The 14,810-nt window shown below is 48.8% G+C and carries 10 protein-coding genes; all 10 read left to right on the top strand.

What is annotated here, in order from left to right; translation table 11 throughout:
- Positions 1-160: 160 nt before the first annotated feature.
- The 10 genes from NSQ50_RS22360 (at position 161) to NSQ50_RS22315 (ending at position 14,709) form a co-directional block, all read left to right on the top strand.
- The gene (locus tag NSQ50_RS22360) at positions 161-1,102 is read left to right on the top strand and encodes an ABC transporter permease (protein WP_076100988.1); all 942 of its coding nucleotides are present in this window, start codon (positions 161-163) and stop codon (positions 1,100-1,102) included.
- A gap of 15 nt (positions 1,103-1,117) precedes the next feature.
- Positions 1,118-1,987 carry a carbohydrate ABC transporter permease gene (locus NSQ50_RS22355; RefSeq protein WP_076224914.1) on the top strand — a complete coding sequence of 290 codons (870 nt, stop codon included), beginning with the start codon at positions 1,118-1,120 and terminating at the stop codon, positions 1,985-1,987.
- 44 nt (positions 1,988-2,031) lie between these two features.
- A complete protein-coding gene (locus tag NSQ50_RS22350) occupies positions 2,032-3,594 on the top strand; it encodes an extracellular solute-binding protein (protein ID WP_076224913.1) in 1,563 nt (520 codons plus the stop codon).
- Positions 3,595-3,640: 46 nt separating this feature from the next.
- Complete coding sequence (locus tag NSQ50_RS22345) at positions 3,641-4,420, top strand: glucosamine-6-phosphate deaminase (RefSeq protein ID WP_143760544.1); 780 nt, start codon at positions 3,641-3,643, stop codon at positions 4,418-4,420.
- 112 nt (positions 4,421-4,532) lie between these two features.
- Positions 4,533-5,576 (top strand): N-acetylglucosamine-6-phosphate deacetylase, encoded by a 1,044-nt coding sequence (locus tag NSQ50_RS22340; RefSeq protein ID WP_340949728.1) that lies wholly within the window; start codon positions 4,533-4,535, stop codon positions 5,574-5,576.
- Between the two features lie 26 nt (positions 5,577-5,602).
- Positions 5,603-7,408: a DUF4838 domain-containing protein gene (locus NSQ50_RS22335; RefSeq protein ID WP_076224910.1), complete on the top strand. Its 1,806-nt coding sequence runs from the start codon at positions 5,603-5,605 to the stop codon at positions 7,406-7,408.
- A gap of 168 nt (positions 7,409-7,576) precedes the next feature.
- On the top strand, positions 7,577-9,718 hold the full coding sequence (locus tag NSQ50_RS22330; protein WP_076215640.1) for an S-layer homology domain-containing protein: 2,142 nt from the start codon (positions 7,577-7,579) through the stop codon (positions 9,716-9,718).
- A gap of 71 nt (positions 9,719-9,789) precedes the next feature.
- On the top strand, positions 9,790-12,720 hold the full coding sequence (locus tag NSQ50_RS22325; RefSeq protein WP_036683145.1) for an insulinase family protein: 2,931 nt from the start codon (positions 9,790-9,792) through the stop codon (positions 12,718-12,720).
- A 156-nt stretch (positions 12,721-12,876) separates the two neighbouring features.
- The gene (locus NSQ50_RS22320) at positions 12,877-13,308 is read left to right on the top strand and encodes a MarR family winged helix-turn-helix transcriptional regulator (RefSeq protein WP_036683144.1); all 432 of its coding nucleotides are present in this window, start codon (positions 12,877-12,879) and stop codon (positions 13,306-13,308) included.
- Between the two features lie 18 nt (positions 13,309-13,326).
- Positions 13,327-14,709, top strand: coding sequence for an MATE family efflux transporter (locus NSQ50_RS22315; protein ID WP_076147944.1), 1,383 nt, complete (start codon positions 13,327-13,329; stop codon positions 14,707-14,709).
- Positions 14,710-14,810: the final 101 nt, after the last annotated feature.

Raw genomic sequence — 14,810 nt, 5'->3', positions numbered from 1 at the left:
GTTATATAACATGTAGATAGCGCTTTCCAAAGAAATGCAGCTATAATTCGGAGACAAATCCCAGAAAAAAGGGGGAAGTAATCTGACATCTATATGATTTATGATCATTTTAACAAGAGGAGACATGCATATGGCTCAAGCTAGCGTAGTGCAGGACAAAATGCGAAAGAAAGTGCACCGGCGACCCCAACGCCACAAAACGGGAATCCTTAGAACTTGGAATAAAAACAAGGCGCTCTGGCTGCTGTTCCTGCCGTGCCTGTTGTATTATTTGATCTTCCGCTATGCGCCGATGTTTGGATTAGTTATCACTTTCAAGGATTACAATCTTTTTAAAGGAATTTGGGCCAGCGATTGGGTGGGACTCAAATATTACAGGATGTTTATTGAGAATCCCGATTTTTGGCCGCTGATGAAAAATACTTTTCTGCTTGGTTTATATAAGCTGTTTTTCGGCTTCCCGGCACCAATTCTACTGGCGATTTTGCTTAATGAGGTGCGCAAGGCTGCTTTCAAACGTGTTGTGCAGACCGTCAGCTATCTTCCGCATTTTATCTCAAATGTCATTGTAGCCAGTATGGTGATTATGTTTTTATCCCCAACCGGAGGGCTGATTAATAATCTGCTTGGTGCCATAGGGATTGGACCGATCAATTTCATGAATGAACCTGGATTGTTCCGCGGTATTTATGTCCTGTCGGAAATCTGGCAGCATATCGGTTGGGAGACTATTATCTACTTGGCCGCGTTGACCGCTATCGACCCGCAGCTGTATGAAGCCGCTGATATGGACGGAGCCAGCCGCATGCGTAAAATATGGCATGTCACCTTGCCCGGCATTTCACCCGCCATCGTGATCACCTTGATTCTTAATATCGGTAAAGTGCTCGAGATTGGCTTCGAGAAGGTGTTCCTGATGCAGAACCCGGCGATCTACGATACAGCGGATATTATCAGTACTTATGTCTATAGGGTGGGTATGGTGCAGGGGAACTTCAGCTATGGCGCTTCTATTGATCTCTTCATGGGCGTGATTAGCTTGATCTTCATCTATACAGCAAATTACATCAGCCGTCGTGTAAGCGAGACAAGTTTATGGTAGAAAAGAGGTGTGGTGATGAGATCACCCCGTTTATCCTGGTTTAATGTCGTGAGCACTTTTATCCTTCTCGTGGTTGTGGTGGTCACGCTTTATCCGTTCCTGCATATGCTCGCTGTCTCTCTCAGTAGTGATGTGCATGTCATGAAGAATACAGTTTCTTTCTGGCCTAAGGGTTTTAACCTGAATATGTATAAGCTTGTACTCGGAGATTCGCAAATCTGGGTGGCTTACAAAAATACACTCATTTACACCGTGCTTGGCACCTTTATCTCGCTGGTGGTCACCTCCACGGGTGCCTATGCACTCTCACGCAGTGATATGGCGCTGCGCAAGAGCTTCACCCTGTTGATTGTGGTGACGATGTTTTTCAGCGGAGGGATGATTCCTACGTTCCTCGTGGTTCGCTCCCTGGAACTGGTCGATACCGTATGGGGCATGGTGCTGCCGGGGGCGGTTAGCACTTGGAATCTGATTCTGATGCGGACCTTTTTCTCCGGCATTCCTAAAGAGCTGGAGGAGTCAGGCCGCATCGACGGACTGAATGATATCGGCATATTTATCCGTATTATTGTTCCGCTTTCCAAGGCTTCCTTCGCCACCATAGCGCTCTTTTACGCGGTTGGCATGTGGAATAACTTTATTTACCCGCTGCTCTACCTGCGCTCACCGGATTTGTTCCCGCTGCAAGTGCTGCTGCGCAATCTGGTGCTGGCTGGCAGTGCTAGCTCGGGAGATGTTACTAGCATTGGAGGTGACAACATGGTTATAGAAGAATCGCTGAAGTACGCGACGATTATGGTCTCGACGCTTCCGATTCTGATTGTGTATCCATTTGTACAGAAGTATTTCGTTAAGGGGGCCATGATTGGCGCAGTTAAAGGCTGAGGCGGGTGGTACCGTCACAAATTCAGAATAAGGGAGAGATCGTAATGAACAAATGGAAATCTGTACTGCTGCCACTGGTGATTGCAGCAACCGTAGTAACTGGCTGCAGCGGAGGGGGCAATGACACCTCGCCGCAGAGTAATACTCAGGGCAGCAGTACCGCTTCACCTACTGATTCGTCCAAAACGGAAAAAACCTTCACTGCGCTCTTAGACAACAATGCTACGTTCCCTTATTCGAAAAGCTGGCCCATTTGGAGCTGGCTGAAGGAGAAAACCGGTGTCACACTCGAGGTGCAGACCCCTTCAGGGAAGCTTGAAGAGAGCTTGAACCTGGCGATTGCCTCGAAGGCAATGCCGGATCTGATGTATATGCCTAACCGCAAAGAATCAAATAAATTCGGGCAACAGGGTGCGTTGGTGGATTTGATGGAGTATATGGACAAAATGCCGAATCTGACCGCCTGGGTAAAGCAATATCCAGAGGAAGCGAAGGCTGCACTGTCTGCTGATGGCAAAATGTATATGTTCCCGAATCAGGGCTTTGGCGAGACGAATCGCATGATCTGGTTATACCGTAAAGACATTTTTGACAAAGAAGGAATCCAGGCACCAGCCACATATGAGGAGCTGCATACAGCTCTAAAAACCTTGAAGGCGAAATATCCGGACAGCTATCCGCTTTCGATCCGCTACGGACAAATTCCCGATGAAATGAATGCCAATATGACTGTGAATTACGGGACAGGTGAAGGGGCTTATTATGATTTTGATAAAAAAGAGTGGCTTTTTGGGCCTACGGAAGATAGTTACAAGGAAATGGTTGGCATGTGGAAAATATTTTATGACGAAGGGCTGATTCCGCCTGACTTTCTATCTCTGCAAACTAAGCAATGGCAGGACATGGTGTCCACGGGCAAATCGTTTGTGACCATTGATTACATCAGCCGGATCGATTTTTTCAACAATGCGATGCAGCAAGAAAATCCGGACTTCAACATGCAGTTTATGGCTCCTCCAGCGGGCATTGCCGGCGGCAAGCAACTGAACCCGTATTTTCATTATATGGAAGGTGGCCTAACCGTAGCTTCAACCTCCAAGAATATCGATGAAGTGATGAGCTATATGGATTTTTTCTATTCCGAAGAGGGACGTGCGCTCAGCAGCTGGGGCGTGGAGGGCGAGACGTATGTGAAGGAAGGCGACACGATCAAGTTCAAACCAGAGTACAACGATGTGATCGAAATGCGGAAACAGACAGGACTTCAGACTAGCGGAACGTACACATGGATCGACTTTGGCTCACATCTGTCGTTGTTCTCAGACAATTTGAAGTATGCCTTTGAAGAAGCAACGAAATATGATCCGTCCATGATGCAGCCACGGCCTGCATTTACGGAGAAAGAGAATGAAATTATTGCGATTACCGGCCAGGCGATCCAAAAACACCGCGATGAAAGCTTTGCCAAGTTTGTAACCGGCTCCCGAAAGCTGGCCGACTGGGACAAATATGTGGAGGAGATGAACAATCTCGGCGTGGATAAGTTGTTGAGCACTTATAAGGAAGCTTACGAGCGTGTTCAGAACATTCAGTTAAACGGGAATTAATCTGTCTGGTGCCAAGGACAATAGTTGCCCGGAAAGGATGAACGGGATGAATGACATCATTAAACCGTTAGAGACACACAGAGTAGAGCAGATGTCCGTTCAGGTTTATGAAGATCGTAGCCTAATGGGCGCTGCGGCGGCATCGCAGGTTGCGCAGAAAATTAGAGCTTTGCTTCAAGATTCCGCGCGTCAGGTCCGAATCGTGTTTGCAGCCGCACCTTCGCAAAATGAACTGTACGAGGGGCTGGTGCGGGAGCAGGGGATTGATTGGTCCCGGGTCAATGCTTTTCATATGGATGAATACATTGGCCTTGCGGCTTCGGCTCCCCAGCGTTTCGGCCGTTTTTTGACAGATCGGCTATATAGTCGGGTTAACCCTGGCCGGGTAGAACTGCTGGATGGTCTCGCCGCTGATGTGGTGCAGGAATGCCAGAGATATTCGGCTTTGTTGAGCGAGGAGCCTATTGATATCGTTTGCCTCGGGATCGGGGAAAACGGGCATATCGCGTTTAATGATCCGCCAGTCGCTAATTTTACCGACCCGCAGCTGGTCAAAGCGGTCGAACTGGAGGAAGCCTGCCGCCGCCAGCAGGTGAATGACGGTTGTTTTACCGGGCTGGACGAGGTGCCAACCCATGCGCTGACGCTTACGGTACCAGCCTTGCTGGCTGGCCGTCACCTGTACGGAATTGTACCTGGGGTGTCCAAACGCAATGCTTTACAGGCGGCGCTCCATGATTCGATCAGCACGGCATGTCCAGCTACTATTCTGCGAACCCATCCGGAGATCACGATGTTCACGGATCGGGCTGCCTTCGGCCTATGAACGTGTCAATTAAAGGAAAGCACTACAAGACTGGGCTGCCGGTTGAGGTGAGTGTCGAGCACGGGCAAATCACTTCGGTCACCGAACTTGCGGAGAGTCCAGCCAGGGCCGATTGGCCCTGGCTGGCACCCGGGTTGGTGGATCTGCAAGTGAACGGGGCTGGGGGCTGGATCTCAACACGCTGCCTTTGCAGCCTGCCACGGTATTGGAACTGTCCCGACTTCTGCTAGGAAACGGGGTCACCAGCTATTGTCCAACTCTGATTACCAATGGCAAAGAAGCGCTGGCTCAAGCGATCTCCGCCATTGCGGAAGCCGCTTCGCTGTATCCGGAAGATGCTGGGGGGATTGTAGGTATTCATCTGGAAGGACCTTTTCTGTCACCAGAAGAGGGTCCACGCGGCGCTCATCCAAGGGAACATATTGGCCCGCCGGATTGGGATATGTTGTGCCGCTGGCAGGAAGCGGCTGAAGGGCTTATCCGTATCCTCACCGTCTCCCCGGAATGGCCAAACGCCGCTGCATTTATCGCCCGGTGCAGTGAATCAGGCATCCTTGTTTCCATAGGGCATACAGCAGCTTCCCCCGAGCAGATTAGGGAGGCGGTTGCCGCAGGAGCGGTGATGTCTACGCATCTCGGCAATGGTACACATCTGACGCTGCCCCGTCATCCCAACTATTTGTGGGAGCAGCTGGCGGCGGATGAACTATACGGCTGTATGATTGCAGATGGCCAACATTTACCACCCGCTCTGTTGAAAGTAATTCTGCGGATGAAGCGCAGCCGCACCATCTTGGTCAGCGATACTGTATCACTGAGCGGAATGCTGCCGGGAACTTACCACCTGCACATCGGTGGAGAGGTTGTATTAACAGCAGAAGGGCGGCTGCATCTGGCTGGCAATCAGCAGCTGCTTGCAGGTTCCGCCATGATGCTTCCAGATCAGGTAGCCTATCTTGCGGAGGCTGGATTAGCCCGGCTGGATGAAGCCTGGGATTGTGCTTCTGCTCATCCGGCCACACTGCTGGGGCTGGAACAGGCGATAGGGCTAAGGGCTGGAGCGCCTGCCGATCTCGTGAGCTTCTGCTATGACGACAGGACACTTACCGTGCTGGAATGCTGGAAGAATGGTCATAGCAGGGCTTGCAGTAAATAATTACAGCAAAGATTAGGAGGAGAACGATGCAGAGCTTGATACCGCAACCGAAGCAGATCCAAGCGAAAGAGGGAGAAGCTTTTCTGTTCAGCGAGGGTGTAAGTCTGAGCCTCTACATGGAGCGGCATGATCAGAGGCTGGTGGTTCATTGCCGTCGGGCGTTTCCGGAGCTGGAATGTACACATGTTATCTCGGGGAAAGGATTTTCACTTATTCTTCAGAGTCCCTTGCTGCCAGAAACGAAAGGAGCTCAGCCAGATGAAGTGGATCTGGAAATGCTTAACGGTCGGGCGGAAGGGTACAGGCTGGAGGTGTCGGAGTGCCGGATGGTAATCCAAGCACTGGACGCGCCGGGGCTGTTTTACGGGCTGCAAACGTTACTACAGCTGCGTAAGTCAGCAAGGGAAGTTCCTGCCGTGTCTATCACGGACTGGCCTGACACTACCTTGCGGGCGATGAACTTTGATCTTCGCCAGACATTTTCCAAGCCAGAGCTGCTGCTATCGTATTTGGCGGATTTTGCCCGGTATAAAACGAATGCGGTTCTGATTGAATACGAAGATAAATTCCCGTTCCAGAAGTACCCGGAATTCGTGCATCCTCAGCATTCGTTAAGCCTCACACAGCTAGAGGAACTGAAACGCACAGCCCATGAATATTTTATTGAGATCATTCCGCTGCAGCAGAGTTTCGGGCATCTGGAGTATGTACTCCGCCACGACGCTTGGCGGCACTTGCGCGAAACGGAGTTATCCCTCGGGGAGATCTGTCCATCGCATCCGGAATCCTTCGAGCTGATTACCGATCTGTTACAGGAGATGATGGATGCTCATCCGGATTCCCGTTATATTCACCTCGGCTGCGACGAGGTGTACAGCTTATGTGAATGCGAACGCTGTAAAACGTTGTTCGGAGGGGTACGGGAGCGGGCGTTTATCGCTTTTTTGAACACTTTGATTGAATTTACAGCCAGCCGTGGTAAAAAAGTGATTTTCTGGCATGACATGCTGGACAAATGCCCGCCGGAGGAACTGGCAAAGCTGGATAAGCGGAGTGCGGCGATGATCTGGATATACAACGGACGTAATATTGAAGCTGAGGTTTCTTCTCTTGCGGATAAATTCAGGTCACTAGGTATCGAGGTTATGGGAGCGCCGGCGGTTCGCAGCTTTGACTGGGCTGAACATCAGAATTATCCGGTACTATTGAACCGGACGGATAATCTGCTCCAATGGGCGGAGACAGCGGATAAGCTGGACCTCGGTTGCATCGTCGCCACGAACTGGACAGGGCCGTTCAGCCTTGGTGTTCCTTATGGGATCTTTGAGACGACCTGGTATCCGATGCTGCTGCACGCCGATTTGGCCTGGAACCGTAAAGCGGACTCAGCAACATTTATCGATCGATTCATGGAGCAGTTTCATGGCATCGGTCCTAGAACAGGTCACGCTCAGCTCGGGAATTATCAGCTGGAAGATTATTATGATGTTATCTGGAAGCTGTTGGACAAGGTGAAGGATCATAAGGATGAAGCAGAGCTGATTGCCATTATGCATGATTTTGAAGCGGCGACGGACCGTTCGCGGGCGATCCACAAATATGTCTACCGCTGGGAGCTCTATCCGGGAGATGAAGCGGAAAGGCACTCGCTGCTGAACAATTACATGCGAAATCGCCGCGGACGTGAGAACGTTTTGCCTCGCATGAAAGCGGCTTTGGAGCGTTACCAGCCATCCGATATGGCGGAGCATTTTGTGAAATCCCGCTTCTATCTTCACGATTATCTGGAGCGGACATTATACCGTGAGCTGGGGTTTGCTCAGGCTGAATAAGAGTTTTTGAAAAGATCGTAGGGCTATCGTGTAAGCGGGTAGCAGTGCGGTCTTTTTTTAATTCATAGCTGGATGAAGCTACATATTACAACATATTCAGGAACTAAATCCCAGTTTGCTGCGTCTAACTTATAAAGTTCTAGCAAACTACATTGGAGGAGAATGAATATGAGAGCAACACCCATAAACAGGACGATAAGGAAGGTTACACTTACCGCATTATGTATTTTGCTTGTATTGCTGAGTGGCAGGGTAATGGCGGAGCCGTCTCCGGCACAAAAGACAACCGCGGTATTCACAGCGGAGATGCAGAGTACCTTGGAAGGGGCGCAGAATGTGCTGCTTACGATACAGCCATTCCCGGACGAAGCAGCCGTAGGTTTCTTCAAGAATGGGCGTAGTCTGCCCAAGGGATATCTGGAGCAGACTGCCGATAAGATTCTGGAACAGCGGGGCAAGTTCACCAAGGTGGCAGGGCTAACTCGAACAGCGCTGGCTTACAGTGCTGCGGGGGGCAACATCAACAACATCGCGGGTATTGATCTTTATCCATTCCTGATGAATCATGACGGAATTGATTCGGAAGGGGCAGCAGCGGTAGCAGCCGCCTATATTACCTCGAAAAACTCCATTTCAAATTCATTGGAGCGGACAAACCGTTACCCCGATTTGCTGTTTTATCAGCTGCTTGATATGCAGCTAGCGGATGGCAGCTGGCCGCTGGCCGGGCAGAAGCAAGGAGATCTGGTAGCTACTGCCTGGGTACTGACGGCACTTGCTTCCGAAGTGAGTTCAGAACAAACTGCGCAGCCGATTGAGAAGGCTTTGCAGTGGCTTAAGAGCAAGCAGCAGCTAGACGGAGGATTCGATGGTAAAACTACGACGACAGCGCAGGTGATTGTTGCTTTATCCTCGCAGGGAGTTGATGCAGCAGATTTCACCAAGGAAGGCGGAGCCTCGTTGCTGGACCATTTGCTGGCGCGGAAGCTTACGGGTGGCGGCTTTGCGCAGACAGCAGGCGGAGGAAACGATAGTCCCGCTACTGTGCAAGCCTACCTTGCCTTGACTTCCTATAAGCTGCTGTCCAAGCAGGCTGGCATGCTGTATAGCGGACTACATCATGCTGGACTTGACCGGGCAACGATTCAGGTCGAAGGACCCGGTGGCACCCTTGCCGGGGGGCATATTGTTGGCGGAGATGCTGTGAAGGCAGCGGCAGCTTTTTTACAGGCGAAGGGTCTGGCGTATAAGCTGAATGCGGATGCAGCTAAACCGGCCTTCACAGCTATAGAAGGGATTCAGAACGGGCGATACAATGGACGCGGAGAATGGAAGATTGCTGTATTCAGCGGGGGCAGTGCATGGATGTATCCTGAGAATAGCCCGTACAGACTGACGATAGGCAATGGGGATCAGCTGCTCGTTTACTACGCGGACGATACAGAACTGCTTGACCGGATGGAAGTGAAGTGGAAAGATAAAAACGGCCAGGAAATGGGTGGATACGCAAGCGCCAATATGCCGTTTTCCCTCCATATCACCAAGTCAAACGGTCAGCTGGGCGGTCTTCCGGCTTTCGGCGCTACAGTGACACTTCAAGGAAAAAGCGTTGTGGCTGACAGCACGGGAAAGGTGTCTTTTGCCGGGATGAAGCCCGGTGTCTATCCTGTGCAAGTCACCAAATACCGTAAAGATGCTGCTCCAGCACTTTCCAAACGGACGTTTGCGCTGCATGTCTCTTCCCCGGAATTGGCCAGCTTTACGGATGCCAATAAAGTCGCAGCTTGGGCACGTTTGGATTTCGCAACAGCGCTCAGCAGCGGATATATTCAGGGCGTGAGTGCCAGCGGAAATGTGCTGGCTCCTAAGCAGAAGCTGACCCGGGCTGAATTTCTGACCCTGCTGCTGCGGCTATTGCATGAGTTCCCCGATGCCAAGGCCACTTCTAGCTTTAAGGATGTTCCGGCGGACAAATGGTACAGCGGTACCATCGCCAAGGCTGAGGAGCTGGGCATTATCAGCTCTTCAGCCGGCAAGTTCGAACCGGACCGCGGTATTACGCGGGAAGAAGCGGCGGATATGGTAACCAAAGCTGCCCGGTTGTCTACGTACGGCAGCCCGGACCGTGTGAAGTTTGCCGATACTTCCAGTTTGTCAGAGGCGAGCCGCCAGGCGATTCAGGCCGTGAATGAACATGAAGTAATGACCGGCAGCGGGAGCCGTTTCGATCCTAAGCAGATTCTGGTGCGTGAGCAGGCAGCGGCAATTTTAGTCAGACTGCAGAAATTAATCCCGGAAGCCTTCTATTAATGGAATAAACGTCCAGGGATATGATAAGCTTCAGATAGAGTTATCACATCCAGTGCAGAGGAGGCAAATCTATGAGCCGCTTGATCACAGGCAACATATATTATGGATTTCAGGTCGTTAATGAGGAATTTATCCGGGAGATCGATTCCGCCGTATTCACGATGGAACATCTGAAGAGCGGCGCCAGGCTGCTTTTCGTGCAGAATCAGGATGACAACAAGGTATTCAGCGTAAGCTTCAGGACTCCGCCTGAAGATAGCACAGGAGTCTTTCATATTTTGGAGCATTCCGTATTATGTGGTTCGGAGAAATATCCGGTGAAGGAACCTTTTGTAGAATTGCTAAAGGGCTCGATGCAGACATTCCTGAATGCATTTACGTTTGGGGATAAGACGATGTATCCGGTGGCGAGCCGGAATGAGCAGGATTTCTCCAATCTGATGGAGGTCTACCTGGATAGTGTCTTTCAGCCGAATATTTATAAGCAAAAGGAGATATTTGAGCAAGAGGGCTGGCATTACGAGCTTCAGCAAACTGAAGCTGATCTGATCTATAAAGGCGTGGTTTACAACGAGATGAAGGGTTCCTATTCCTCGCCGTTTACGGTACTGATGGACAGGATCAAAAAGTCGTTGTATCCAGACACGATTTACCGCCATTCTTCAGGTGGAGATCCGCAGGAGATTCCTGCGCTTACGTATGAGCAATTCCTTAAGGCGCACAGCAACTATTATCATCCGTCCAACAGTTATTTTTATCTGTACGGAGACGTCTCTATTGAAGAGAAGCTGCAATTTATAGACCAGGAATACCTTAGCCGTTATGAAAAGAACAGCTTTGATACCACCATTCCCCTACAACAGCCTACCGGAATGACGGAGCTGGTAGCGGATTATCCGATTCTGGAAGCAGAAACGGCCGACGACAAAACTTATTTGAGTCTGAACTATGTAATTGGAACCTCTACGGATCGGGAACTGAATCTGGCTTTTGATATTTTGAAAAGCATGCTAATGGACAGCAATGCAGCTCCGCTTAAGCAAGCCCTGCTGGAAAGCGGTCTGGGTAAAGATGCCTTTGCTTTTTATTCCGACAGTATGGTTCAGCCGCTGCTTGGTATTACCCTGACACATTCGAACGCCTCCGCCAAAGATGCCTTCGTGGAGCTGGTGAAGACCACATTAAGCAGCTTGGTTAAGAACGGGCTGGATGAGAAGCTGGTGCTGGCGGCGGTCAACAGCAAGGAATTTGAACTGCGGGAAGCGGACTTTAGCCGATATCCAAAGGGACTTACTTACAATATCGAAGTGATGAAGTCCTGGCTCTATGACGGTCAGCCGTCTACTCATATGCTTTATGAAGAGGTATTCACTACCATTCGGGAAAAAATAACGGATCGTTATTTTGAGAAGCTGATTGAGGTCTACTTACTGAATAGTGATCATTGCAGTCTGGTGGTGCTGAACCCGTCCAAGACGATTGCAGCCGACAAGGAAGCGAGCACCCAGCGTCAATTAAGTGAATACAAATCATCACAGCAACCAGACCAGCTGGAGCAGCTTGTGCAGAGTACACAACATCTTCTGGCGCGGCAAGGCCGTGCAGATGCTGCCGAGGATTTGCAGAAGCTGCCGAGTTTATCTCTACAGGACATTAACCGCAGTGCTGAACCTCAGGTGCCATCCCATGAATATAACCTTGAGGGTCTAAAGCTGATCCACCATGACGTATCTACTCAAAAGATTGCGTACTGCAAGTTTTATTGGGATACGAGTGTTGTGGCTCCTGAGCAAATTCCTTATCTTGTGCTGCTGGCAGAGGTATTGGGCCAAATGGAGACAGCTTCTTACAGCATTGAAGAGCTCACTAGTGAAATTGGGATCAAAACCGGAGGCATTCATTTCAAAAATGAGATCTTTGGCGCTGCAAAAGATACTGGAGCCAGTTATCAGCCTAAATTCACTGCGCAGGTTAAGGTGATGGCGGGGCATATTGGCGAATCGCTGGATCTGCTGCGCGAGCTGCTCTATACCAGCGCGCTTGATAATCTGACGAAGCTGCAGGAAATCGTGCGCCGGGAAGCCTCGCAGATGGAATCAGTTCTGAATCAAAAAGGCAATGAAATTGCGGCCAGCCGCCTGATGTCTTATTTTTCGGACATGGGAGCGTATCAGGAACAACAGGGTGGTGTGGCCTATTACCGCTTTATCCGTGAGCTTGCCGAGAAGATCGATCAGCAGGGAGCTGAGGTGGCAGACACGCTGAAGGATATCTGTGCGGTTTTATTCAATAAACAGAATTTAATCATCAGCGTGACGGGTACCCCTGATTTGTATGAAGAATTTGCCGCTAATGTAGCGAAGCTGGATATTCAGGATCGGCCAGTGGTGAATAAACCTAAGATTACGGCGCAGGGGCATGCGGATAATGAAGGTTTTATGTCTTCCAGCCAGGTGCAATATGTGGTTAAAGGCTACGACTTCAACAAGCTGGGATTTACGTATTCCGGCAAAATGCAGGTGCTCAAAAAAATCATGAGCCTCACCTATCTGTGGAATGCCGTGCGCGTGAAGGGCGGAGCTTATGGCGGAAGCCTGATGCTGCGCAGAGATGGGATATTGATGTTCACTTCCTACCGTGATCCCAATTTGCAGGAGACGCTGGAGGTTTATGATCAGGCGTACCGATTCACCGAAGGATATGAAGCGGATGCCGACGAGATGACCAAAGCAGTTATCGGCACCCTGTCCATGCTGGACCAGCCGCTGAGCCCAAGCGCTCAGGGACGGCGGGCGGACCGGTATTATTTTGAGCAGGTAACCGGGGCCGAGCTGCAGCAGGAACGGGATGAAATCTTGTCGACCACACCGGAAGACATCAGACAGTATGCCGATTTGCTTAAGGCTGTGACGGAACAAAATTATTTCACAGTTGTCGGCAATGCCTCCAAGTTGGAATCGAAAAAAGTCTTATTCGGAAACCTAGAAGAACTAGTAATGTAATTCTCTCTATAAACTCCTCTTCAGTACCTGTCTGCCGACAAGTGCTGGAGAGGAGTTTTTTTGTATTTAGTTAGAACCTTGACAGTTAGAGTTCTAACTATTATGATAATGATGTTACTTAGAGTTCTAACTAATTCAAAAGAGGAGGGAATAACAATGAACAAACCCGTTGTAGACACACCATTTTCTAATTTAATACGAGAGATTGGGATAAAAATAAAAGGTACAGCTGACACCAGGTTAAATGAGTTAGGTCTGAACTCACAACAAGGCCGCATGATCGGCTATATTTTTGAGAATCAAGCAGAAGGGGTTATTCAGAAGGATTTAGCGGAGGTCTTTAACAGGAAGGGGGCGAGCATCACCAGTATGCTTCAGGGGTTGGAGAAGAAAGGGTATATCCAGCGTGTCACTCCTGAAAATGATGAACGTCAAAAGAGTATTTTTGTATTGGAAAAAGGTGCTCTTTTAGTGGAAGAGTTCAATGAGATTTTCTCTGAGGTAGAAGCAAGCATTACTAAGGCGCTTAGTCCGGAAGAAACTGCAACCCTAAAGTCTTTACTTCAAAAAGTTAGTTCAAGTTTATAAACGTTCGGAGGTTCACTTATGACAAATGAGTTCTCAAATCAATATTATTTAGAGTCGGCGCCCATGAAAAAAGCGATCGCTCATTTATCGATTCCCATGATGATTGGGATGTCTGTGGGTACTATTTATAATGTAATCAATGCTTACTTCATCGGCTTATTGCATAATACAAGTATGCTGACCGCAATCACGCTGGGCCTGCCTATTTTTACCGTTTTAATGGCTTTTGGAAATGTATTGGGGGTAGGCGGAGGAACATTTGTAACCCGCTTGGCGGGGCAAAAAGAGACGGAAAAAGGGAAAAGGGTTGCCGGATATACTTTTTACGGGAGTATTGTAGTGGGGCTTCTTATCGCGCTCATCGCTTGGTTAGCTATTAATCCGATCACGCGCATGCTTGGTGCAGATGCTCCTACCTTAGACTTTACGAAGTCTTACGCGCTCACTCTTTTTGCAGGCGGATTTGCTGTTGTGCTTAATTTTGCATTGGAACAACTGGTCCGTTCGGAAGGGGCCTCGAAGGAATCAATGTATGGTATTTTTATCAGTACGGCTTTAAGTTTGATTTTTGATCCTATATTTATTCTCGTGCTGAATTGGCATGTTGCCGGGGCTGCTTTGGCTATGGTTTTAGCAAATTTGGGCTCTGCTATTTATTATATTTACTTTTTGGAAACGAAAAGTGAGCATTTAAGAGGATTTTTGAAGCATTTTAAGATATCTGTACGAGATCAGCTTGAGGTTTATAAAATAGGTACAGCCGAGCTATTGCAAGCCAGTTTTTTAATTGTCAGCACGCTTTTGTTAAATAACTATTCCATTCAATATGGGGAGAGTGTGGTCGCCGGATTTGGTGTGGCTTTAAGAATTGTGCAGATTCCAGAATTTTTATCGATGGGTTTATTTTTGGGATTGATTCCGCTATTTGCTTTTAACTTTGCTAGTAAAAATACGGAGAGACTTAAATCCAGCATCAAATACGCTTTTGCATATATAGGCGGCATTGCAGTTGTTTTTGTGAGTCTAGTATATGTGTTTAGAGGAACGATTCTTCATTGGTTCTCAGGCGATCCTTCTGTGTTAAGCATGGGAACTTATATTTTGGCAGCTATGCTGATTTCGGCTTTATTTAATGGATTTACCGGATTATTTATGAGTATTTTTCAAGCAACGGGGCAAGGCACACCCACTACTATTATGGCAATAAGCCAAGGTGTATTATTTATACCGATGATTATCGTATTGCATTCTATTTTTGGCCTGCACGGTGTGATTTGGTCGATGACTGTGACTGAGGTAATAACGAGTGTGATGGGTGTGGTTTTGTTTATGATTTTTCGGAAAAAACTGAATAGTGCGGGCGGGGATGGAAAAGGTGCTGTAGAGGTTACGCCGGTATAACGCGATTGCTTTATGTAAAACTCAATATGGATTTTGTTTGCTGCGGGAGCTTAGCTCGCGCTTTTTTTGCGTTGTGCAAAAGGAATATAAAACTGCTGGAT

Origin of the sequence: Paenibacillus sp. FSL R10-2788 (assembly GCF_038003885.1) — a bacterium.
Taxonomy (GTDB): Bacteria; Bacillota; Bacilli; order Paenibacillales; family Paenibacillaceae; genus Paenibacillus_AQ; species Paenibacillus_AQ odorifer.
The sequence above is the reverse complement of the archived record's forward strand: the minus strand, read 5'-3'. Positions and strand labels throughout refer to the sequence as shown.

Coding starts and splice junctions, on each gene's coding strand:
- NSQ50_RS22360 (WP_076100988.1), top strand. CDS start 161: ATGCGAAAGAAAGTGCACCGGCGACCCCAACGCCACAAAACGGGAATC.
- NSQ50_RS22355 (WP_076224914.1), top strand. CDS start 1,118: ATGAGATCACCCCGTTTATCCTGGTTTAATGTCGTGAGCACTTTTATC.
- NSQ50_RS22350 (WP_076224913.1), top strand. CDS start 2,032: ATGAACAAATGGAAATCTGTACTGCTGCCACTGGTGATTGCAGCAACC.
- NSQ50_RS22345 (WP_143760544.1), top strand. CDS start 3,641: ATGAATGACATCATTAAACCGTTAGAGACACACAGAGTAGAGCAGATG.
- NSQ50_RS22335 (WP_076224910.1), top strand. CDS start 5,603: ATGCAGAGCTTGATACCGCAACCGAAGCAGATCCAAGCGAAAGAGGGA.
- NSQ50_RS22330 (WP_076215640.1), top strand. CDS start 7,577: ATGAGAGCAACACCCATAAACAGGACGATAAGGAAGGTTACACTTACC.
- NSQ50_RS22325 (WP_036683145.1), top strand. CDS start 9,790: ATGAGCCGCTTGATCACAGGCAACATATATTATGGATTTCAGGTCGTT.
- NSQ50_RS22320 (WP_036683144.1), top strand. CDS start 12,877: ATGAACAAACCCGTTGTAGACACACCATTTTCTAATTTAATACGAGAG.
- NSQ50_RS22315 (WP_076147944.1), top strand. CDS start 13,327: ATGACAAATGAGTTCTCAAATCAATATTATTTAGAGTCGGCGCCCATG.